The sequence below is a fragment of the Pseudomonas sp. A-B-19 genome (assembly GCF_019947515.1).
Taxonomy (GTDB): Bacteria; Pseudomonadota; Gammaproteobacteria; order Pseudomonadales; family Pseudomonadaceae; genus Aquipseudomonas.
This window is the reverse complement of the sequence record NZ_JAGYGN010000021.1, coordinates 1-23133: the sequence shown is the minus strand read 5'-3', so window position 1 is coordinate 23133 and position 23133 is coordinate 1. Positions and strand designations below refer to the sequence as shown.

Below are 23133 nucleotides of genomic sequence, written 5' to 3'. Positions count from 1 at the left end.
AGCATAAACAAAAGCCCCCGAATCTCACGATTCAGGGGCTTTTTCGTATCGGTGGCTTTCAGTCGCGCAAATCCGATTCATGAATGGGCTGCTCACGGTGAGTCGCCCGCTGATACTGCGCCGGCCACACGGCCTTGTGCCCGCCCAGATCGTCATCCGCATGCAGCGCCCAGTAGGGGTCGCGCAACAACTCACGGGCCAGGAAGATGATGTCCGCCTGACAGGTGCGCAGGATGTGCTCGGCCTGTGCCGGCTCGGTGATCATGCCAACCGTGCCGGTGGCCATGCCCGACTCTTTGCGCACACGTTCGGCGAAGCGGGTCTGGTAACCAGGGCCTGTGGGAATTTCGGCATTCGCCGCCGTCCCGCCCGACGAGACATCGATCAGGTCCACCCCCTGGGCTTTGAGGCGACGGGCGAGCTCCACGGTTTCATCGGGGTTCCAGCCGTCCTCCACCCAGTCGGTGGCCGATACCCGGACAAACACCGGAAACTCTTCAGGCCACACCCCACGCACCGCTTCGGTGACCTGCAACACCAGCCGAATGCGATTTTCGAACGAACCGCCATATTGATCGCGCCGCTGATTGCTCAATGGCGAGAGGAACTGATGCAGCAGGTAACCATGGGCGGCGTGCACTTCTACCACCTTGAAACCGGCCTTTAACGAGCGCTTTGCCGCATCGACAAAGGCCTGGATCACCTTGGCGATCTCAGCGTCATCCAACTGCCTGGGTTGTGTGTGTTGTGGGTCAAAAGCAATCGGTGAAGGCCCGACCGGCACCCAGCCGCCCTCGTCGGGTTTGACGCTGCCATGCTTGCCAAGCCATGGCCGGTAGGTACTGGCCTTGCGCCCGGCATGGGCCAGTTGTATGCCGGCAACGGCGCCCTGGGCGTTGATGAAGCGGGTGATGCGTTGCAGGGGTTCGATCTGCTCGTCATTCCACAGACCGAGGTCCTGAGCGGTGATACGCCCGTCGGCGGTGACCGCCGTGGCTTCGGTAAACACCAGCCCGGCCCCGCCGACAGCACGGCTGCCGAGGTGGACCAGGTGCCAGTCATTGGCCAGGCCATCGGTGCTGGAGTACTGGCACATTGGTGATACCGCGATGCGGTTGGGCAGGGTCAATTGGCGAAGGGTAAAGGGTTCAAGCAGCAGACTCATGGGGCACCTCTCGAATCAGTGGGCAGGCTCCAGGTTCTGTTTGAATAGTCGACGAGTGACAGGAAAAAGGTACAGCACCCGCCCCCGCGGGCAAAAAATTCGACAAGACGTCACAAGGCTAAAATCAAGCAGTGTTTAGAGCCTAGTCGACATCGAGGGATGTCGCCCCCTTGTAGGAGCGAGCTCGCTCGCGATGGACGTGAACGATGGCGCTGGGGACCTGATACCCCGCGGTGTCCTGTCGTCCATCGCGAGCGAGCTCGCTCCTAAAAGGGGCTCAACGCGGTTCGATGTGGGCAATCATCAGCTGGACCGTCTCGTTGCCACGAAACTCGTTGAGGTCGAGTTTGTAGGCCAGCTCCACCCACTTGATGGTCGGATTCGGCCAGATGTCGCGGTCGATCCCGAAGGCAATGCCGTCGAGCTTCACCGAACCACACTCACTTTTGAGCACGACTTTAAGGTGCCGTTCGCCCACGACCCGCTGCTCGACCAACTGGAACACCCCATGAAACAACGGTTCCGGGAAGTGCTGCCCCCAAGGACCGGCATGCCGCAGGGCACGGGCCAGCTCCAGATGAAACTCTTCCACCGCCAGGGTGCCGTCCGACAACAGGCGGCCTGTCAGGTCTTCTTCGCGCAGTTGCCGGCGCACTTCAGCGTCAAAGGCTTCGGCGAACAAGGGGAAATTCGCTTCCGGCAGCGTCAGGCCGGCCGCCATCGCGTGGCCACCGTACTTGGTGATCAGATTCGGATGCTGCGCCGCCACCACGCTCAGGGCGTCGCGGATGTGAAAGCCCTGGACCGAACGCCCCGAGCCCTTGAGCAGGCCGTCTCCAGCATCGGCAAAGGCGATGGTCGGGCGGAAATAGCGCTCTTTCATCCGTGATGCGAGGATGCCGATGACGCCCTGATGCCACTCGGGATCGAACAGGCACAAGCCGAACGGCATCGACTCCACCGGCAGATCCTTGAGCTGCGCCAGCGCTTCGCGCTGCATGCCCTGCTCGATGGATTTGCGATCCTGGTTCATGCCGTCCAATTGAGCAGCCATCTCACGGGCCAGACCTGCGTCTTCGGTCAGCAGGCATTCGATGCCCAGGCTCATGTCATCCAGGCGCCCTGCCGCGTTCAGGCGCGGGCCGACAATGAAGCCCAGGTCGGTGGAGGTGATGCGTGCGTGGTCACGCTTGGCCACTTCGAGGATCGCTTTGATCCCTGGCCGGGCACGTCCGGCGCGAATCCTTTCCAGGCCCTGATGCACCAGAATCCGGTTGTTGGCATCCAGCGGCACCACGTCGGCCACGCTGCCCAAGGCCACCAGATCGAGCAGTTCGCCGATATTCGGCTGCGGCTTGCTGGTGTACCAGCCAAGTTCGCGCAACCGCGCGCGCAAGGCCATCAGCACATAGAAAATCACTCCGACGCCGGCCAGCGCCTTGCTCGGAAACTCGCAACCGGGCTGGTTCGGATTGACGATGGCATCGGCCAGCGGCAGCTCGTCACCGGGCAAGTGGTGGTCGGTGACGAGCACCTTGAGCCCGGCCTTTTTCGCCGCGACCACGCCTTCGACGCTGGAGATGCCGTTGTCGACGGTGATCAGCAAATGCGGCTGGCGCTCCAGCGCAACCGCGACAATCTCCGGTGTCAGGCCGTAGCCGTAGTCGAAACGGTTTGGCACCAGATAATCGACATGCGCCGCGCCCAGCAAACGCAGACCCAGTGTGCCCACGGTACTGGCCGTCGCGCCGTCGGCATCGAAGTCGCCGACGATCAGAATGCGCTGACGCTGTTCGAGCGCCGTCACCAGCAGATCCACGGCGGCATCGATGCCCTTGAGCTGCCGGAACGGAATCAACCGCGCCAGGCTCTTGTCCAGTTCAGCCTCGGATTGCACACCCCGCGCCGCGTACAGGCGGGTCAGCAGCGGGGGGATATCACCGAGGAATGGCAGGGTGTCGGGCAGCAGGCGAGGTTCAATGCGCATGGGGTGAAAGATGCTTCTCTTCAATACGTAGGATAAAACCGGGTGGTGCGCTAAAGCGGCGAAAAATCAGCCGCGCTCACCGGCCAGCCACTGCAACTGGACTTCGTGCTGTCCACGGTCGTCGGTGACGAAGATCGTCCCTTCGCTGATCATCACGTCCCACTTGATAACGCGAGGCATGTCTTTGGCCAGGATTTCCAGGACTTCCTGGGGCACGGCAGCGATGTTGACGTTCTTCAGGTTTTTCACTGCCGGTACCACTTTGCCTTCCCACACGCGCAAGCTGCCGTAGGCCAGCAGGCTGGTGCGTTCAGTGCGACGCGAACACCAGGTAAGACGCTCGGCATCGGGCTGGCCGACTTCGATCCAGTGCAGGACGCGGTCATCCAGGCTTTTTTCCCACAAGGCAGGTTCATCCACATCCGACAGACCACGGCCAAACGACAGCTGCTCGTTGTACCAGAGGGCGTAGGCCAACAGGCGAACGGTCATGCGTTCTTCGGTTTCCGAAGGGTGACGGGCAATGGTCTGCTTCACGTTCTCATAGACGCTGCGGTCAAGGTCGGTGAGGTTCAGTTCAAACTTGTAGGTCGTGGACGGCTGGGCCATGAACGGGCTTCTTGATACGAGGAAAGGCGGCAAGTCTAACCGATGCGCAAGGCAATCCACGAATTGAAGGTGATCAACCTCAAGCGCCTGACAGTCGGCTATGTTAAAACGCTCTAATCGCTCATCCCTTGTCCTGCAGGATCCCGCATGCCGCTTACCGCCAAACCGCTTTCCGGTCTGAAAGTCATCGAATTGGGTACCTTGATTGCCGGCCCGTTTGCTTCGCGCATTTGCGCTGAATTCGGTGCCGATGTGATCAAGGTCGAGTCTCCGGACGGCGGTGATCCATTGCGCAAATGGCGCAAGTTGTATGAAGGTACTTCGTTGTGGTGGTTCGTCCAGGCCCGCAATAAAAAGTCCCTGACCCTCAATCTCAAGCACCCCGACGGTCAGGCGATCCTGAAACAGCTGCTGGGTGAAGCAGACATTCTGATCGAAAACTTTCGTCCCGGCGTCCTGGAGAAACTCGGCCTGGGCTGGGACGTCCTGCACGCCTTGAACCCGAAACTGGTCATGGTGCGGCTGTCGGGTTTCGGCCAGACCGGTCCGATGAAAGATCAGCCCGGCTTTGGCGCGGTTGGTGAATCCATGGGAGGCCTGCGCTACATCACCGGCTTCGAAGACCGGCCACCGGTGCGCACCGGCATTTCCATCGGCGACTCGATTGCCGCGCTCTGGGGCGTGATCGGTGCGCTGATGGCCCTGCGTCATCGCGAAGTCAACGGCGGCCAGGGGCAAGTGGTGGACGTGGCGCTGTACGAAGCCATCTTCGCGATGATGGAAAGCATGGTCCCGGAGTTCGACGTGTTCGGCTTCATTCGCGAACGCACGGGCAATATCATGCCGGGCATCACTCCGTCCTCTATCCATACCAGTGCCGATGGCAAGCACGTGCAGATCGGCGCCAATGGCGACGCGATTTTCAAACGCTTCATGCTGATCATTGGCCGGGAAGACCTGGCCAACGACCCTCAGCTTGCCAGCAACGATGGCCGCGATGCCCGACGCGACGAGATTTATGGCGTCATCGATCGCTGGGTCAATTCGTTGCCGCTGGACAGGGTGCTGTCGCAACTCAATCAGGCCGAGGTGCCGGCCAGCCGGATCTTCAGCGCCGAAGACATGTTCAATGACCCTCAGTATCTGGCCCGGGAAATGTTCCTGCAGGCCAAGCTGCCGGACGGCAAAGACTTCAAGATGCCGGGCATTGTGCCGAAACTCTCAGAGACACCCGGTGAATGTGAATGGGTCGGGCCACAATTGGGTGAACACAACGCACAGGTACTCCAGGAACTTGGCTATGACGCGACGCAGATCGCAGAGTTGCGCAAACACGGAGCCATCTGAACTGAGGCGCCGGCCTGCGTGGGCCATTCGACACTACCCGTCGCGCGGCGGTTGGCTGCTGGACGTGCTGGCACCCTTTATCAAAGACGGCGAAGTGGATCTGGCAGACCTGCTCGCCAGTGGCAGCGAGAAACTGGGGATTATTGCCGAGCGCAACTATGGCGAATACCTCGACGGACTGTTCAAGCAAGCGCCAGCCGACGCGCTGCCCCCTCATTACGGCAACGACGCCTTGGGCCGCCTGGCTGGAACCCGAGAGCCGTAGCGATTACCTGAAAGACACCAAGGCGTTTTTTGACAATCTGACGCAGCCATGACCAATTCCGGGCAAAAAGAAACCCCGGGAAGTGGGGAGACGACCCGGGGTTAAACGTGGTCTGCCTGGAGACCAGTAGCAGCAAGCTACAAGCACCGGAGCACAATGCTTGATCCCGCTGTTACAAAGTCTGACTGACCTGGGCGCGGGAAGGTTCCCACAAAAATCCCTTCAATTGCGCCTGGCCAGCAGCTTGTCCTGTGCCGCATTACGCAATGCCGCGATGACACAAGGCTCAAGGCGTCCTTCAGCGATCAGCACGTCGCGATGCAAACCGTCGACCACATCCGTCAGCAGCCGTTTGTCATTCAACTGGACCTGATTGAACTCGCGCTCGACCACGGTCGCGCCGATAGCATTCGTCAGGGTTACCCGGCATTCGCCACGAATGCCTGACGGGGTCAACGTAACCTGATACGGGCTCAGCGCCTCACCGAGCAACAGATTGATACTTTCCATCCCGATCACCACTCAATAGTCCGAAACAACGTACCTGGGGCAGGCCTGAAAAAGATGACCGCTGGCCCGAGAAGAAAGTTCTGGATACTGACCGCAAGCGAAACTGCAGCCCAGTCAAGAGAGCATGCACGGCGAACATGACAGAGAAAAAACGCAACCATCACGTCTGTCGGGTACGTCGGGCGATGTCGGCCCAGCCCCCCAACAATCCTCGTAGCTGGCCATCCGCGGTGTAAAACGGCACCGTCCACTGGTAGATATCCCTGACACCGTCCTTGAACATCAATTGACGCTCGAAGAAGCGTGTCCTGCGTGTACTCAACTGCGCCAGAAACTCGGCGTGCAGCAGTTCTGCGGTTTGCCTGGGCATGACATCGACCTCGATCAACTGCCGCCCCTGCATCCGGTCAAAACGTGTCGACAAGGCATCCTCATAACTTTTGTTGCACATGATCAAGCGCCCTTGCAGATCACGGACAAACATCGGGTCAGGCATGGCATCCATCAGGGCATGCTGGAAGGCAAGCTGATCGCGCAGATTGCTTTGAGCTTCGATCCGTTGCCTGACCACCACCGCCAACCGCCGATTCCAGAGCAGGGACAACAGACCGAACAGGCTGACTACCAACACACCCCAGCAAACCCACTGGTCAATCCGCTGCCAGAGGCCAGGCGCCTGTGGCGCGGTAGCGCCGCCGAACCACTTCAGCCGAAGGTTGCGCAACTCCTGTTCAGGAAACGCCTCGAGCGCCTTGTTGAGGATACTCAGCAGCTGCGGCTGGCCTTTGCGCACCGCCAGATAATCCGCATCCCATTTACCCGGCACCACGGCGCCGATCTGCAGCCGGCCCGACGGAATCAGCTGGGTGCCGATTTCGCTTTCGATGGTGGCGTAGGCTTCGCCGCTTTCCACCCAGGCACGGGCTTCGGCGTAGGTTTTCACCGAACGCAACTCGATGGACGGATAATTGCGACGGACCATCGCTTCCAGTGCATGCCGGGTCGGCAGCACCAGCACCCGCTTCGTCATATCCTCCAGCGACTGCACCGGCGGTGCCCCGGCCTGCCCGACAAAGACCCATCCTGCACCGCCATACGCATGACTGAAATCGAGAAAAGCCCGGCGTTCGTCATTCATTGACAGCATGGTGCTCAAATCCGCCGCGCCGCTTTCCAGCCGCGCCAGCATCTGATCCACGGAAAAAGACTCTTCGTAAACGAACTGCAACCCCGTCATGTCACTGATGCGCTTGAGCAGGTCACTGTTCAGCCCCGTCCATTGACCATACTCATCCTTGAACTGGTACAGGGGGTATTCCAGTGCCGTGACCACGACCCGTGGATGGCTGGCTATCCATTGCAACTCCTGATCATCCAGCACGACCACTGAACGTGCGACGGACTTCCCACCCTCCTGAATCGATGCAGGGCTCGCCCCTCCCCATTGGGCAACACCCAGCATGCCGAATAAAAACAGCCAGCGTGCGACTGGCTTGAACACACTTGTAGACAGCATTCCCACGTCCTTGGTGATCCACTCGCCTGTCCTTTCGCGGCGATAACTCGACAATTGTGCCTGCAGAAATGAAAAAGCCCGTCAGGAGACGGGCTTCAAAATGTTACAGCGCTGACCGGTTACAGCGGCTTGCCGCGGTTGCCATGCTGACTGACAAAGGCCTGCACGGCCTTCAGGTCATTTGGCAATACGGTGCAACGTTCGTCTCGCTCAAACAAATCAGAAAGATGTACCGGCAGCTCGAGCGCTTTTCCTACACCGGCTTTTTCCACGGCGTCCGGGAATTTGACCGGGTGGGCGGTGCCCAGGATCACCATTGGAATGTCCAGGCTGCGACGGCATTCCCGCGCAGCTTTCACACCGATGGCAGTGTGTGGATCCAGCACTTCGCCAGTCTGCCCGTAAACTTCGGCGATGGTTTCGCAGGTTTGCGCGTCATCCACGGCCAGCGAGTCGAACAACTTGCGCGCTTCGGTCCAGCGCTCTTGCTCGACGCTGAAACCGCCGCCCTGCTTGAACGAATCCATCAGCCCGGCGATGGCCGCGCCGTTGCGACCATGCAGGTCGAACAGCAGGCGTTCGAAGTTCGACGACACCATGATGTCCATGGACGGCGACAGCGTGGCATGCAGGGTGTCCTTGACGTACTGGTTGCCGCTCATGAAGCGGTGCAGGATGTCGTTGCGATTGGTGGCGACGATCAACTGGTTGATCGGCAGGCCCATGTTGCGCGCCAGGTAACCGGCGAAGATGTCGCCGAAGTTGCCGGTCGGCACCGAGAACGACACCGAACGCGCCGGGCCGCCCAGTTGCAGGGCCGCATGGAAGTAGTAAACGATCTGGGCCATGATCCGCGCCCAGTTGATCGAGTTCACGGCGACCAGGCGAGTGCCCTTGAGGAAGCCCTGGTCGGCGAAGCTCGCCTTGACCATTTCCTGGCAGTCATCGAAGTTGCCTTCGATGGCGATGTTGTGGATGTTCTCACCGAAGATGGTGGTCATCTGCCGACGCTGCACTTCGGACACCCGGTTGTGCGGGTGCAGGATGAAGATGTCGACGTTTTCGCAGTGCTTGCAGCCTTCGATGGCGGCCGAACCGGTATCACCGGAGGTGGCGCCGACGATCACCACGCGCTCGCCGCGCTTTTCCAGCACGTAGTCAAGCAAACGACCGAGCAGCTGCAGGGCGAAGTCCTTGAACGCCAGGGTCGGGCCGTGGAACAGCTCCAGCACCCATTCGTTGCCGTTCAACTGACGCAGCGGCGCAACGGCGCTGTGGGCGAACACGCCGTATGTTTCTTCCAGAATCTTTTTGAAATCGGCATCCGGGATGCTGCCGGTGACGAACGGGCGCATGACCCGGAAAGCCAGCTCGTGATACGGCAGGCCGGCCCAGGAAGCGATTTCTTCCTGGGTGAAGCGTGGCAGGTTTTCCGGGACGTACAGACCACCGTCAGTGGCAAGGCCTGCCAGCAGGACGTCTTCGAAATTCAGGGCCGGTGCCTGGCCGCGGGTACTGATGTAACGCATGACTGACTCCAATGGACAGTGTTCGTAGTGCCGGGCCCGCAAGCGAGCCCGGTCAACGATATCGGCTTAGTTCAGGTGCTCGACACGGATCCGTACGACCGGACCGACCACACCCGCCAAGGCTTCCAAAGCAGCGATGGCATCGTTGATGTGCTGTTCCAGCACGCGGTGGGTCAGCAGGATCATCGGCACCAGGCCGTCGTGCTCCTCGGCTTCCTTCTGCATGATCGACTCGATGTTGATGCCGCGCTCCGAGAGGATGCTTGCAACCTGAGCCAATACGCCCGGATGGTCCTTGGCCTGGATGCGCAAGTAGTAGGCGCTTTCGCAGGCTTCGATCGGCAGGATCGGGTGAGCCGACAGCGAATCCGGCTGGAATGCCAGATGCGGCACGCGGTTTTCCGGGTCGGAAGTCATGGCGCGGACCACGTCCACCAGGTCGGCGATCACCGACGACGCGGTCGGCTCCATGCCGGCGCCAGCGCCGTAGAACAGGGTCGAACCGGCAGCATCGCCGTTGACCATTACCGCGTTCATCACGCCGTTGACGTTGGCGATCAGACGATCGGCCGGGATCAGCGTCGGATGCACGCGCAGCTCGATACCGGCCGCGGTGCTGCGCGCCACGCCCAGGTGCTTGATGCGGTAGCCCAGCGCTTCGGCGTAGTTGACGTCGGCAGTGGTCAGCCTGGTGATGCCTTCGGTGTAGGCCTTGTCGAATTGCAGCGGGATACCGAACGCGATGGACGCCAGGATCGTCAGTTTGTGAGCGGCGTCGATACCCTCGACGTCGAAGGTCGGATCGGCTTCGGCGTAACCCAGTGCCTGGGCTTCGGCCAATACGTCCACGAAGGTGCGACCCTTCTCGCGCATTTCCGTCAGGATGAAGTTGCCGGTGCCGTTGATGATACCGGCCACCCAGTTGATGCGGTTGGCCGACAGGCCTTCGCGGATCGCCTTGATCACAGGGATGCCACCGGCTACCGCTGCTTCGAACGCAACGATCACGCCCTTCTCGCGGGCCTTGGCGAAAATTTCATTACCGTGAACGGCGATAAGTGCCTTGTTCGCGGTGACCACATGCTTGCCATTCTCGATGGCCTTGAGTACCAGCTCGCGGGCAACGGTGTAGCCGCCCATCAGCTCTATGACGATGTCGATCTCAGGGTTCGTGGCCACTTCGAAGACATCGTTGGTAATCGCAATACCGGTCGTTTGGAACTGAGGCTTTGGCGTGCGCATGGCAATTTGTGCCACTTCGATCCCACGCCCGGCACGACGAGCAATTTCCTCGGCGTTGCGCTGAAGTACGTTGAAGGTACCGCCACCGACGGTTCCTAACCCACAGATGCCTACTTTGACCGGTTTCACTGTGAACTCCCCATAAAACGGCCGACTCGAGGCCGGCCGTGAAAACAACCGCAGACTCGCGGCTCTCTATTGATGGCCCGGCGAATGTCGCTGCCGGACCATGATCGTCAAGGCTTGCCGTGACGATGCGAATTTACTTCGCGCCCAGCGCCAGTTTGGCGACTTGTGGCGCAGGCTGGTAGCCCGGAATGACCTGACCGTCGGCCAAAACGATGGCCGGTGTGCCGTTCACGCCGATCGACTGGCCGAGTGCGAACTGTCTGGAAACCGGGTTATCGCACTTGGCGGCCTTGATTTCCTTGCCGTCGACCATTTTGTCCATGGCCGCTTTCTTGTCTTTCGAGCACCACACCGCTTGCAGCTGTTCGTCACCCGGCGAGCCCAGGCCTTGGCGCGGGAAGGCGACGTAACGCACTTCGATGCCGCGCTTGTTCAGCTCGGGCACTTCGGCGTGGAGCTTGTGGCAGTACGGGCAGGTGGTGTCGGTGAATACGGTGATGTGCGACTTGGTTTCGCCAATGGCCGGGTAGACAACGGTTTCGGCAACCGGGATGTCGTTGATCAGCCTGGAGATCCCCAGGCGCTCGGTCTTCTCGGTGAGATTGACCGGCTTGCCGCCCTTGAGATCGAACAGGTAGCCCTGAACCACATACTGGCCGTCGGCACTGGCATACAGCACGCGGCTGCCTTTGAGTTTGACTTCGTACAGGCCGGGCAACGGGCTGGCGGTGATGCTTTCCACTGGCACTTCAAGCTGGAGGTTTTCCAGGCTTTTACGAATGGCTTTGTCGGCCGCATCATCGGCGACGGCAAAGGTGCTGACCAACGCAATGGCTGCGGCGGCGAAAATCTGGGTCAGACGCATGAGAACTCCTGAAGGCGAACATATGGGACGATCAGAACGCCCGTGCCGAAACACCGGGTCATAAACGCCCATCGTGCAAACCGGTCCAGCCTATCACATAAGGTCCGCAGGGCCGAATGCGCCTTATGCAAGACATCTCGGTGCAGGCGAACAACAATTATTCCTGTGGCGAGGGAGCTTGCTCCCGTTCGGCTGCGAAGCAGTCGCAATCAGGAAAACCTTGGGGTTGCTGCGCAACCCAGCGGGAGCAAGCTCCCTCGCCACAAAAGCTGCCCACTAACCGCGGGGGTGATGTTTGGCATGCAGATCCTGCAACCGTGCCCGGGCAACATGGGTGTAGATCTGGGTCGTCGACAAATCGCTGTGCCCCAGCAGCATCTGCACCACCCGCAGGTCTGCACCGTGATTGAGCAGGTGCGTGGCGAAGGCGTGACGCAAGGTGTGCGGCGACAGCGATTTGCCGATCCCGGCCACCTTGGCCTGGTGCTTGATCCGGTGCCAGAAGGTCTGGCGGGTCATCTGCTCGCCACGCTGACTGGGGAACAACACATCGCTGGGACGTCCGCCCAGCAGTTCGCTGCGCCCATCACGCATGTAGCGTTCGACCCAGACAATCGCCTCCTCGCCCATCGGCACCAGCCGCTCCTTGCTGCCCTTGCCCATCACTCGCAACACGCCCTGACGCAAATTGACCTGTTCCAGGGTGAGACTGATCAGCTCGGTCACCCGCAAGCCACAGGCATACAGCACTTCAAGCATGGCCCGGTCGCGCTGGCCGATGGCCTCGCTCAAATCAGGCGCCTTCAGCAAAGCTTCCACATCGGCCTCGGACAAGGACTTTGGCAGCGGCCTGCCGAGCTGCGGCATATCAATCCGTAACGTTGGATCGACGGCGATCATCTTTTCCCGCAGCAAATAACGATAGAAGCCACGCACACCGGAGAGAAATCGCGCAGTGGAACGGGGCTTGTAGTTTTGCTCCAGGCGCCAGGCCAGGTGGTCGAGAATCAATTCGCGCCCGGCGCTGATCAACTCCAGCCCATTCTCCTGCAACCAACCGTTAAACAGCGCGAGGTCACTGCGATAGGCGTCTCGAGTGTTATCGGAGAGACCTTTCTCCAGCCAGAGAGCGTCGAGAAACTGGTCAATCAGGGGATGATCAATGGCAGGCATAAAGGCTCAGGCAAGACCGGCAATACGGCCAGGGAAGATAAATCGCGGGCAACAAAAAAGCAGCCCGCAGGCTGCTTTTTTTGCATCGGAAGCTGGACTTAAGCCAGTTTTTCCTTGATGCGAGCTGCTTTACCCGACAGGTCGCGCAGGTAGTACAGCTTGGCTTTACGTACGTCACCGCGACGCTTGACAGCCATGCTGTCGATTTGCGGGGAGTAGGTCTGGAAAGTACGCTCTACGCCAACACCGTTGGAGATTTTACGAACGGTGAATGCACTGTTTACGCCGCGGTTACGCTTGGCGATAACAACACCTTCGAACGCTTGCAGACGCGAACGGTCGCCTTCCTTCACTTTCACCTGAACGACAATGGTGTCGCCCGGGGCAAAGGTAGGGATCTCTTTGGTCATCTGCTCTGCTTCGAGTGCAAGGATGATTTTGTTAGTCATGCTGTGCTCCTAAGGTAAATCGTCGGATCTACCATCGATACGTTGTTAACTATCGTCCCGCTCGCGGATGTATTCCTCGAGCAGCTTCTTCTCTTCTCCAGAAAGCGAGCGGCTTTCCAGAAGATCGGCGCGTCGTTCATAGGTCCGACCAAGGGACTGCTGTAAACGCCAACGCCGGATATGCGCGTGATTGCCACTTAGCAATACGTCGGGAACACGCTGATCCGCATACACCTCCGGTCGGGTGTAGTGCGGGCAATCCAGCAAACCATCCGTAAAGGAATCTTCCTCGGCGGAGTCCGCATGCCCTAAAGCTCCAGGCAGCAGTCGTGTAACCGCATCGATCAGGACCATCGCCGGCAGCTCGCCGCCAGACAGTACATAGTCGCCAATCGACCACTCTTCATCGACATGAGCATCAATAAATCGCTCGTCAATGCCTTCATAGCGGCCGGCAATCAGGATCAATGCATCCAGATTCGCCAACTCGCGTACCGCCGACTGAGTCAGTTGACGGCCTTGGGGGGACAGGTAAATCACCTTCGCCGCCTCCCCGGCTGCTGCCTTGGCCTGAACCAGAGCATCTTCCAGGGGTTTGATCTTCATCACCATGCCCGGACCACCGCCAAACGGGCGATCGTCCACAGTGTGATGTCGATCCGTCGTGTAGTCTCGCGGATTCCAACAGGTGAGCTGCAAGAGCCCCTGTTTCACCGCACGACTGGTGATGCCGTACTCGCTGATGGCGGAGAACATCTCGGGAAACAGACTGATCACTTCTACGCGCAAGTTAGCCACGTTAGAAATCCGCGTCCCAATCCACCTTCATCTCGCCTGCCGCCAGGTCGATGGCCAACACGCATTGCTCCGTATAGGGCAACAGGCGTTCGCGATCATCCAGGCTGCCAGCGCAAGGCTTGACCACCATGACATCGTTCGAGCCGGTCTCCAGCAGGTGATCGATTTTCCCGAACAGTTGCCCGAGAGTGTCGATGACCTTGAGACCTTCCAGCTGGTACCAGTAGTACTCGCCGTCGGTGAGTTCAGGGAACAGGTTGCGCGGCACGCAGATCTCATAACCGGCCAGAAGACGAGCTTCTTCGCGATCATCGAGACCCTTGAGCTTTGCGACCAGGAACTTGTCGTTCCCGCGTCCGCTGACCAGCTCTACCTGCTTTACATTGCCGTCACGCTTGAGCGTCCAGGTTTTGTAATCCAGCAGGTTCTTGATCGGATCAGTAAAGGAGTACACCTTCACTTCGCCGCGAACGCCGTGAACTGAATAAATCTTGCCGATAACGATCAAATCATCAGCAATGGCTGGCGTCGCGTTCATATTGCTCAGGCCGCAGCCTTGGCAGATTCCTTCAACAACTGAGCAACGCGCTCAGAAGGTTGTGCACCAACGCTCAGCCAGTAGGCTACGCGCTCTTGGTTCACGGACAGACGAACTTCCTGACCACGGGCAACAGGGTTGAAGTAGCCAACCTGTTCCTTGTGCGAACCGTCGCGCGGGTTGCGGCTGTCGGTTACGGTCAAGTGGTAAAACGGGCGCTTTTTGGAGCCGCCAAGGGCAAGACGGATTGTTAGCATGTGAACATCGTTCCTGTAGTCGGTGCTGCAAATCTAAATGCACAGCGGGCATGGGTGCCCGAAAGGCCGCATATTCTAAGGAATATCCGGACTTTTGCAAATGACTTTTTCCGGCGCCTATTGGCCGCCATGCAGATTTGCTATAGAGCCGTCGTTGAAAACGGCCGATCAGCTCCCGCCAAGTGCGGGTTTGCTGTGTATCCCACGTCCGTGTGGGTTGGCGCCGACCCGATGGCCGGCGCGGATTCTGGTGCTTAACAGAGCACTACATCTTTGGCATGCCGCCGCCGGGCAACATACCGCCCATGCCGCGCATCATCTTGGCCATTCCGCCTTTCGCGGAGAATTTCTTCATCATCTTCTGCATCTGCTTGTGCTGTTTGATCAAGCGGCCGATGTCCTGCACCTGGGTGCCGGAACCCATGGCGATCCGGCGCTTGCGCGAACCGCTGATCATCTCAGGGTCGCGGCGCTCGGCCGGGGTCATGGAGTTGATGATGGCTTCCATCTGCTTGAATTGTTTCTCTGCCGCGCCCTGGGCGTTGCCCATCTGCGCCAGATTCACGCCACCCATGTTCGGCAGCTTGTCCATCAGGCCGCCGAGGCCACCCATGTTCTTCATTTGTTGCAGCTGATCACGGAAGTCTTCGAGATCGAAGCCCTTGCCCTTCTTCAGTTTCTTGGCCAGTTTGTCGGCCTTGTCCTTGTCGAGGGTCGCTTCCGCCTGCTCGATCAGGCTGAGCACGTCGCCCATGCCGAGGATGCGCGAGGCGATACGCTCAGGATGGAACGGATCGAGCGCTTCGCTCTTCTCGCCCATACCGATGAACTTGATCGGCTTGCCGGTGATCGCACGCACCGACAGTGCGGCACCACCACGGGCGTCGCCGTCGACCTTGGTCAGGATCACACCGGTCAGCGGCAATGCGTCGCCGAAGGCCTTGGCCGTGTTGGCAGCGTCCTGGCCGGTCATGGCGTCGACCACGAACAGGGTTTCGACCGGGTTGATCGCGGCATGCAGCGCCTTGATCTCGCCCATCATCTCTTCATCGATGTGCAGGCGACCGGCGGTATCGACGATGACCACGTCGATGAATTTGAGTTTTGCTTCCTTGATAGCCGCTTGCGCGATCTCGACCGGCTTCTGGCTCAGGTCGGACGGGAAGAAGGTAACACCGACTTCACCGGCGAGCATTTCCAGCTGTTTGATCGCCGCCGGACGATAAACGTCGGCGGACACGACCATGACCGACTTCTTCTTGCGCTCTTTAAGGAAGCGCGCGAGCTTGCCGGCGGTGGTGGTTTTACCAGCACCCTGCAAACCGGCCATCAGGATGACCGCTGGCGGCACGGCGCTCAGGTTCAAATCTTCGTTGGCCGCGCCCATCAGGCTTTCAAGTTCGGCCTGGACGATCTTCACGAAGGCCTGGCCCGGCGTCAGGCTGCGCGACACCTCGGTACCGACGGCACGTTCCTTGACCGAATTGACGAAGTCCTTGACCACCGGCAGGGCGACGTCGGCTTCGAGCAACGCCATGCGCACTTCACGCAGGGTGTCTTTGATGTTGTCTTCAGTCAGCTTGGCCTTGCCGGTGACATGGCGCAGCGTCTGCGAGAGACGGTCGGTTAAGTTTTCAAACATTGCGCGATCCTTTCAGGCCCTGTGTAGACCGGGATAATGGCGGCCCGGACCGGACTAAACGTGTGCTCGGCGAGCCTGCGGCGTGGGCAGGTCGCGGATTATAGCGAAGACTGTGGCCGGCGGACACCTCGCTGTCGGGTTGCACGGTCTTTCGTGTGGCGGGGGTTCTATGCCAAACTCAGCGACTTTCGGGCTTGCCTAACAGGATTTATGCTCCCCTTGTCACCCAGCTTGCTAACTACCCTCGCCGCCGCCTGCTTGTATGCCGCTGCGACCATTTACCAGGGCACTCGCCTGGCGTCCGGCGCCAAGGCCAACAAACGCCTGCTGGTCATGTTCGGCGTGCTCGCCGTATTGACCCACAGCGCCAGCCTGCTCACCCACCTGCTGACCCCGATCGGCCTGGGCCTGGATTTCTTCAGTGCCGCCAGCCTGATTGCCGCAGCGGTCATTGCATTGACCCTGCTGGCCTGCTCGCGGATCCCTGTGGAGAACCTGCTGATCCTGCTGTTCCCGCTTGGGGCCTTGACCGTATCGCTGGCGCATTTCGCGCCGGCCGGTACGGTGCAGATCATCGATGAGGAGCCAGGCATCCTCGCCCACATCCTGCTTTCGATCCTGGCCTATGGCATGTTCACTATCGCGGCGTTCCAGGCCTTGCTGCTGCTGGTTCAGGACCATCAGCTCAAGCACAAGCACCCATCCGGACTGATCAAGAACTTCCCGCCACTGCAAACCATGGAAAGCCTGCTGTTCGGTTTCCTCTGGGCCGGCTGGACGCTGCTGTCGCTGTCGCTGATTTCAGGCTGGCTGTTCGTCGAAAACCTGTTCGCCCAGCATCTGGTGCACAAAACCCTGCTGGCCTGCCTGGCCTGGATCGTTTTCAGCGTACTGCTGTGGGGACGCAATCGCCTCGGCTGGCGCGGGCACAAAGCGATTCGCTGGACCCTGGCCGGTTTTTGCCTGCTGATGCTGGCGTATTTCGGCAGCAAACTGGTTCGTGAATACATCCTGCATATCTGACGGGCGGCATTAATGGACGACTTGCCCATAGGGCCGATGCTCGCGGTAGTGACCCTGCTGATTTTATGGTCGGGGCTGTTTACCGCCATCGAAGCGGCGCACCAGCACTTACTGGCCCAGCGCATCGCAACGCGTTCCAGCGACAAACCGGTGGCGAAACTCAGCTTCCCGCTGGCCAGCCTGATTTTTTGCAACACCCTCTGCCGTGTACTCGTGGTAGTCATCAGCACCTTGCTGGCCATTTTCACCTGGAGCGGGAACGGCCCGTGGGTCGCTTGCCTTGGGGCGGGCGCCATTTTACTGGTGTTTTCCGACTATTTGCCCCGAGCGCTCGCCACCCGCTATCCGGATGTGATCCTGGCCCAGGGCAACAATCTGTTGCGCGTGCCACTGAAAATCATCTATCCCGCCGCATGGTTGCTCAACGGCATCAGTCAATTGTTGATGCGGCCGTTCGCCCGTAAAGCCAAAGTAGTACAACACAGTGACGACGAAACGCTGACGGAGCGGCATGCATCCCCCGAAACCGTAACCCGCACTCACCCGCTGCCAGGCATCCACGCGCTGGACAACATCACGGTCAATGACATCCTGGTACCGCGCAGTGACGTGGACGGCATCAACCTCGATGACCCCATCGAAGAAATCATCGAACAATTGCGCCACAACAAACGCACTCGCCTGCCGGTGTTCCACAGTGATATCAACCAGGTCGAAGCCGTCGTCAACACCCGGCACATCCTGCACTTGCTGCCCGATGCGAGCCTGACCAGGGAAGCGTTGCTGGCGGCCAGTCACGAGCCGTATTTTGTGCCGGAAAGTACCCCGTTGCAGTTGCAACTGCTCAATTTCCATAAGCAGCAGCGGCGCCTGGGCATGGTGGTCGACGAATACGGCGAAGTGCTGGGCATCGTCACCCTGGAAGACATTCTCGAAGAAATCGTCGGCGAGTTCGAAAGCCAGCACAGCGTGGACAATCCGCACATTCATCCGCAAGCCGACGGACGCCTGGTGATCGACGGTGCCGCCTCCATTCGCGAGCTGAACAAGAGCCTCGGCTGGCACCTGCCCAGCGATGGCCCGAAAACCCTGAACGGCTTGGTCACCGAGGCCCTGGAAACCATTCCCGAAAGCGCGGTGTGCCTGAAGATCGGCCGCTATCGCCTGGAAATTCTCGAGACTGAGGACAACCGGGTCACGCGGGTACTGATCTGGCAGACCAGCTCGATGCCTGTGGTTATCTAAAGCGCGACACAAATCCCTGTGGCAAGCCCTCTTGTTCGATCGTTAGCCACCTTCCTATAATCGAAGCGCTTACCCAAGCCTCGCCGGCCCCGTGCTTACCCCGCACTTCGCAGCTTCCGGCCCGACCACCAGCAAGATCCGCAGCAAACCGACGACTGTTCCTACCTGAAACAGCGACCGCGCCCCCACCCACATCCCTGGGTTCTCGACCATAATAATTCGCTCCACTGGGGCACATGACTGTCAGGGATAACCGCATGACGACCAGCACGACTTACAGCGATTCCACACCTGCGCAACCGACGAACTCCGCCACCCGCGTGGCCACCGCGAGTTTTATCGGCACAGCCATCGAGTTCTACGACTTCTACGTTTACGCCACCGCCGCTGCGCTGGTGATCGGACCCGTGTTCTTTCCACAGACATCCGGCACCGCCCAGATGCTGTCGGCGTTTCTCACGTTCGGCATCGCGTTCCTTGCACGACCACTTGGCTCGGCACTGTTCGGCCACTTTGGCGACCGAATCGGTCGTAAATCGACCCTGGTTGCCTCGCTGCTGCTGATGGGCCTGTGCACCACACTGATCGGCGTACTGCCCGGGTACGACAGCATTGGCGCCTGGGCACCGATCCTGCTGTGTGTCCTGCGCTTCGGCCAGGGCTTGGGGCTGGGCGGCGAATGGGGTGGCGCGGCGTTGCTGGCCACGGAGAACGCCCCCAAAGGCAAGCGCGCGTGGTTCGGCATGTTCCCCCAACTCGGCCCTTCCATCGGTTTTCTCGCGGCCAACGGTCTGTTCCTGACCTTGGCCGTGGTGCTTGACGATGAACAATTCCGCTCATGGGGCTGGCGCATTCCATTCCTTCTCAGCGCCGCGCTGGTGATGGTCGGCCTGTACGTGCGCCTCAAGCTGCATGAGACCCCGGTGTTCGCCAATGCCATGGCGCGTCAGGAACGGGTGAAGATCCCCCTGTTCGAGTTGTTCGGCCAATACTGGGCTCCCGTCTTGCTGGGAGCCGGCGCGATGGTGGTGTGTTACGCGCTGTTTTACATCTCCACCGTGTTTTCCTTGAGTTACGGCGTGGCAACGCTCGGCTACAGCCGTGAAACCTTCCTCGGGCTGCTGTGCTTCGCCGTGCTGTTCATGGCGGCCGCCACCCCACTGTCGGCCTGGGCCAGTGACCGTTACGGGCGCAAACCGGTGCTGATCATCGGTGGCGTACTGGCGATCCTGTCCGGCTTCCTCATGGAACCATTGCTGACCCAAGGCTCGACCTGGGGGGTGGCGCTATTCCTGTGCATCGAGCTGTTTCTGATGGGCGTGACGTTTGCGCCAATGGGTGCGCTGCTGCCGGAGCTGTTTCCCACTCACGTGCGCTACACCGGCGCCTCGGCGGCCTACAACCTGGGCGGTATCGTCGGTGCGTCCGCAGCGCCGTTCTTCGCGCAGAAACTGGTGGCGATGGGCGGTTTGGGTTACGTAGGCGGTTATGTGTCCGGTGCGGCAGTGCTGAGCTTGATTGCGGTGCTGTGCCTGAAAGAAACGCGGCATAACGATTTGAATCAGATCGCCTGACAGATCGCTTTCGCTGGCAAGCCAGCTCCTACAAGGTTAGTGTCGATCACAAAACAGGTGTATGACACGTAACCGTAGGAGCTGGCTTGCCAGCGATGGGGTCATCACTGACAAAACACCAACCAATATTTTTCCCCAGCCCATTGTCACCTCGCTATACGCGCATTGGCTCATCCCCGCTATACTTCCCGGCTTTTCCTGAATAAATGCCAATAGGGTCCCGCCGCGCATGGATAAGACCTACCAGCCGCACGCCATTGAAACTTCCTGGTACAAAACCTGGGAATCAGAGAATTACTTCGCCCCGCAAGGCGCGGGCGAGTCCTACACCATCATGATCCCGCCGCCGAACGTCACCGGCAGCCTGCACATGGGTCACGGCTTCAACAACGCGATCATGGACGCCCTGATCCGTTTCCGCCGCATGCAGGGTCGCAACACCCTGTGGCAGCCGGGCACCGACCACGCCGGTATCGCCACGCAAATGCTGGTAGAGCGTCAGCTCGAAGCCAAGGGCCAGAGCCGCCATGACCTGGGCCGCGAGAAATTCCTCGAGAAAGTCTGGGAGTGGAAAGATGAATCCGGCGGCAACATCAGCCGTCAGATCCGTCGCCTCGGTTCGTCCGTAGATTGGAGCCGCGAGCGCTTCACCATGGACGACGGCCTCTCGGAAGCCGTTAAAGAGGCTTTCGTCCGCCTGCACGAAGACGGCCTGATCTACCGCGGCAAGCGCCTGGTCAACTGGGACACCAAGCTGCACACGGCGATTTCCGACCTGGAAGTGGAGAACCACGACGAGAAAGGTTTCCTGTGGAACCTGAAGTACCCGCTGGCCGATGGCGCCAGGACCGCTGAAGGCAACGATTTCCTGATCGTCGCGACCACTCGCCCGGAAACCATGCTCGGCGACTCCGCCGTGGCCGTTAACCCGAACGATGAACGCTACAAAGCCCTGATCGGCAAATTTGTCGAGCTGCCGCTGGTCGGCCGCCGCATCCCGATCATTGCCGACGATTACTGCGACCCCGAATTCGGCACCGGCTGTGTGAAAATCACCCCGGCCCACGACTTCAACGACTATGAAGTCGGCAAGCGTCACAACCTGCCGCTGCTGAACATTTTCGACAAGAACGCAGCCGTTCTTCCAGCGTGCCAGGTGTTCAACCTCGACGGCACACTGAACGAAACCATCGACGGCAAGATCCCGGCCGAATACGCCGGTCTCGACCGCTTCGAAGCGCGCAAGCAGATCGTGGCCGCGTTCGATGCTGCCGGTCTGTTGGTCAGCGTTGACGACCACGCCCTGAAAGTTCCGAAAGGTGACCGCTCCGGCACCGTCATCGAACCATGGCTGACCGACCAGTGGTATGTGTCCACCAAGCCTTTGGCCGAACCTGCGATCGCCGCCGTTGAAGACGGCCGTATCCAGTTCGTGCCGAAACAGTACGAAAACATGTACTTCTCGTGGATGCGCGACATCCAGGACTGGTGCATCAGCCGTCAGCTGTGGTGGGGCCACCGGATTCCGGCCTGGTACGACGAGTCGGGCAAGGTCTATGTCGGACGTGACGAAGCCGAAGTGCGTGCCAAGCACAACCTCGGCCCGGACGTTGCACTGCAACAGGACAACGACGTTCTCGACACCTGGTTCAGCTCGGGCCTGTGGACGTTCTCCACCCTCGGCTGGCCGGAAAAAACCGAGTTCCTGAAGAAATTCCACTCCACTGACGTGCTGGTGACTGGCTTCGACATCATTTTCTTCTGGGTTGCCCGGATGATCATGCTCACCATGCATTTGGTGAAAAACGAAGACGGCACGCCGCAGGTTCCGTTCAAGACCGTGTACGTTCACGGCCTGGTGCGTGACGGCCAGGGCCAGAAGATGTCCAAGTCCAAGGGCAACGTCCTGGACCCGCTGGACATCATCGACGGCATCGAACTTGAAGCGCTGGTGCAGAAACGCACCTCCGGCCTGATGCAGCCGAAACTGGCGAAGAAGATCGAGAAGCAGACCCGCGACGAGTTCGCCGAAGGCATCGCCAGCTACGGCACCGACGCCCTGCGCTTCACCTTCTGTTCGCTGGCGTCCACCGGTCGTGACATCAAGTTCGACATGGGCCGCGTCGAAGGCTATCGCAACTTCTGCAACAAGATCTGGAACGCGGCGCGCTACGTGCTGGACAAGGGCGAAGACTGTGGCCAGAACGGCGAAGCCTACGAGCTGTCCCTGGCCGATCGCTGGATCATTTCGCAGCTGCAGCGCACCGAAGCCGAAGTGACCCGCCAGCTCGACCAGTTCCGTTTCGACCTGGCTGCACAAGCCTTGTACGAGTTCATCTGGAACCAGTATTGCGACTGGTACCTGGAGCTGTCCAAGCCTGTGCTGTGGGACGAAAATGCACCGCTCGAACGCCAGCGCGGCACCCGTCGCACCCTGGTGCGTGTACTGGAAGTCGCCCTGCGTCTGGCGCATCCGTTCATGCCGTTCATCACCGAAGAAATCTGGCAGCGCATCGCGCCGCTGGCCGGTATCGAAGGCAAGACGATCATGCTGCAACCTTGGCCAGTGGCCAATGAAACACGCATCGATCAGGCGGCCGAAGATGACATCGAATGGCTCAAGGGTTTGATGCTCGGCACCCGTAACATCCGTGGCGAAATGAACATCGGCCCGGGCAAACCGCTGCCGCTGTTCCTGAAGAACGTCAGCGTCGAGGATCAGCGTCGTCTGACCGAGAACGAAGCCCTGCTGAAGAAGCTGGCGCGCCTCGAATCGATCACCGTACTGGCTGCCGGCGACGAAGCTCCGCTGTCCGCCACCGCGCTGGTCGGCGAGATGGAAGTGCTGGTGCCAATGGCCGGCCTGATCGACAAAGGTGCGGAACTGGCGCGTCTGGACAAGGAAATCCAGCGTCTGCAGGGTGAAGTGCAACGTGTCGGCGGCAAGCTGTCCAATGCCGGTTTCGTTGACAAGGCGCCAGCCGAAGTCATCGACAAAGAACGCGCCAAACTGGCCGAGGCCGAACAGGCCCTGGGCAAGCTGGCCGAGCAGCATGCGCGGATTGCCAGTTTGTAACGGCAGATCGCAATGAAGAAGGGAGGCCAGCAATGGCCTCCCTTTTTTGTGCCTGCCATGTTTTCACAACTCATGAAGATCCCACAGGGTTATGTGCTGATTACCACAATTGGGTTCAAATCGGCTGGATGTGGGACAATGCCCGCCACTTTCAGCCATACCCGAATCGACCACACCCATGACCGCCCCCCGCC

Annotated in this window: 19 protein-coding genes and 1 pseudogene; 6 read left to right on the top strand and 14 right to left on the bottom strand. The window is 59.8% G+C overall.

Annotated elements, in window-relative coordinates; genetic code table 11:
- Window positions 1-58 precede the first annotated feature (58 nt).
- From KGA81_RS21290 to KGA81_RS21280, 3 genes are all read right to left on the bottom strand, one after another.
- Window positions 59-1165: an NADH:flavin oxidoreductase/NADH oxidase gene (locus tag KGA81_RS21290; RefSeq protein WP_223548123.1), complete on the bottom strand. Its 1107-nt coding sequence runs from the start codon at window positions 1163-1165 to the stop codon at window positions 59-61.
- Window positions 1166-1442: 277 nt separating this feature from the next.
- Entirely contained in the window at window positions 1443-3152 is a 1710-nt protein-coding gene (gene recJ / locus KGA81_RS21285) for a single-stranded-DNA-specific exonuclease RecJ (protein ID WP_223548121.1), read from the bottom strand.
- Window positions 3153-3218: 66 nt separating this feature from the next.
- Window positions 3219-3761: a YaeQ family protein gene (locus KGA81_RS21280; protein ID WP_223548119.1), complete on the bottom strand. Its 543-nt coding sequence runs from the start codon at window positions 3759-3761 to the stop codon at window positions 3219-3221.
- A 147-nt stretch (window positions 3762-3908) separates the two neighbouring features.
- Here KGA81_RS21280 and KGA81_RS21275 point away from each other — a divergent pair, with 147 nt between their 5' ends.
- Both KGA81_RS21275 and KGA81_RS21270 read left to right on the top strand, forming a co-directional pair.
- Entirely contained in the window at window positions 3909-5108 is a 1200-nt protein-coding gene (locus KGA81_RS21275) for a CaiB/BaiF CoA transferase family protein (RefSeq protein ID WP_223548117.1), read from the top strand.
- A gap of 61 nt (window positions 5109-5169) precedes the next feature.
- Window positions 5170-5352, top strand: a pseudogene (locus KGA81_RS21270) (hypothetical protein); the annotation flags it as partial.
- Between the two features lie 243 nt (window positions 5353-5595).
- Here the strand turns inward: KGA81_RS21270 and KGA81_RS21265 are convergent.
- From KGA81_RS21265 to ffh, 11 genes are all read right to left on the bottom strand, one after another.
- Window positions 5596-5883 (bottom strand): DUF3509 domain-containing protein, encoded by a 288-nt coding sequence (locus tag KGA81_RS21265; protein WP_223548115.1) that lies wholly within the window; start codon window positions 5881-5883, stop codon window positions 5596-5598.
- A 160-nt stretch (window positions 5884-6043) separates the two neighbouring features.
- Window positions 6044-7399: a transporter substrate-binding domain-containing protein gene (locus tag KGA81_RS21260; RefSeq protein ID WP_223548113.1), complete on the bottom strand. Its 1356-nt coding sequence runs from the start codon at window positions 7397-7399 to the stop codon at window positions 6044-6046.
- Window positions 7400-7518: 119 nt separating this feature from the next.
- A complete protein-coding gene (gene thrC, locus KGA81_RS21255) occupies window positions 7519-8928 on the bottom strand; it encodes a threonine synthase (RefSeq protein WP_223548111.1) in 1410 nt (469 codons plus the stop codon).
- Window positions 8929-8994: 66 nt separating this feature from the next.
- On the bottom strand, window positions 8995-10299 hold the full coding sequence (locus tag KGA81_RS21250; RefSeq protein ID WP_223548109.1) for a homoserine dehydrogenase: 1305 nt from the start codon (window positions 10297-10299) through the stop codon (window positions 8995-8997).
- Between the two features lie 133 nt (window positions 10300-10432).
- The gene (gene dsbC / locus KGA81_RS21245) at window positions 10433-11164 is read right to left on the bottom strand and encodes a bifunctional protein-disulfide isomerase/oxidoreductase DsbC (RefSeq protein ID WP_223548107.1); all 732 of its coding nucleotides are present in this window, start codon (window positions 11162-11164) and stop codon (window positions 10433-10435) included.
- Between the two features lie 276 nt (window positions 11165-11440).
- A complete protein-coding gene (gene xerD / locus KGA81_RS21240) occupies window positions 11441-12337 on the bottom strand; it encodes a site-specific tyrosine recombinase XerD (protein ID WP_223548105.1) in 897 nt (298 codons plus the stop codon).
- 98 nt (window positions 12338-12435) lie between these two features.
- On the bottom strand, window positions 12436-12786 hold the full coding sequence (gene rplS, locus KGA81_RS21235; RefSeq protein ID WP_003175895.1) for a 50S ribosomal protein L19: 351 nt from the start codon (window positions 12784-12786) through the stop codon (window positions 12436-12438).
- A gap of 45 nt (window positions 12787-12831) precedes the next feature.
- The gene (gene trmD, locus KGA81_RS21230) at window positions 12832-13584 is read right to left on the bottom strand and encodes a tRNA (guanosine(37)-N1)-methyltransferase TrmD (protein ID WP_007941398.1); all 753 of its coding nucleotides are present in this window, start codon (window positions 13582-13584) and stop codon (window positions 12832-12834) included.
- Between the two features lies 1 nt (window position 13585).
- Window positions 13586-14122, bottom strand: a complete 537-nt coding sequence (gene rimM, locus KGA81_RS21225; RefSeq protein ID WP_150754524.1) for a ribosome maturation factor RimM — start codon at window positions 14120-14122, stop codon at window positions 13586-13588.
- A gap of 5 nt (window positions 14123-14127) precedes the next feature.
- Entirely contained in the window at window positions 14128-14379 is a 252-nt protein-coding gene (gene rpsP / locus KGA81_RS21220; RefSeq protein ID WP_007972721.1) for a 30S ribosomal protein S16, read from the bottom strand.
- A gap of 265 nt (window positions 14380-14644) precedes the next feature.
- A complete protein-coding gene (ffh, locus tag KGA81_RS21215) occupies window positions 14645-16021 on the bottom strand; it encodes a signal recognition particle protein (RefSeq protein ID WP_056726162.1) in 1377 nt (458 codons plus the stop codon).
- A gap of 210 nt (window positions 16022-16231) precedes the next feature.
- Between ffh and KGA81_RS21210 the strand changes: the two genes are divergently transcribed.
- The 4 genes from KGA81_RS21210 to KGA81_RS21195 all read left to right on the top strand — a co-directional run bounded on the left by KGA81_RS21210 (window position 16232) and on the right by KGA81_RS21195 (window position 22939).
- Window positions 16232-17044, top strand: coding sequence for an inner membrane protein YpjD (locus KGA81_RS21210; protein WP_223548102.1), 813 nt, complete (start codon window positions 16232-16234; stop codon window positions 17042-17044).
- Window positions 17045-17056: 12 nt separating this feature from the next.
- Entirely contained in the window at window positions 17057-18289 is a 1233-nt protein-coding gene (locus KGA81_RS21205; protein ID WP_223548100.1) for a transporter associated domain-containing protein, read from the top strand.
- Window positions 18290-18546: 257 nt separating this feature from the next.
- Window positions 18547-19863, top strand: a complete 1317-nt coding sequence (locus tag KGA81_RS21200) for an MFS transporter (protein WP_223548098.1) — start codon at window positions 18547-18549, stop codon at window positions 19861-19863.
- A gap of 229 nt (window positions 19864-20092) precedes the next feature.
- On the top strand, window positions 20093-22939 hold the full coding sequence (locus KGA81_RS21195) for a valine--tRNA ligase (RefSeq protein ID WP_223548096.1): 2847 nt from the start codon (window positions 20093-20095) through the stop codon (window positions 22937-22939).
- The last annotated feature ends 194 nt before the right edge of the window (window positions 22940-23133 follow it).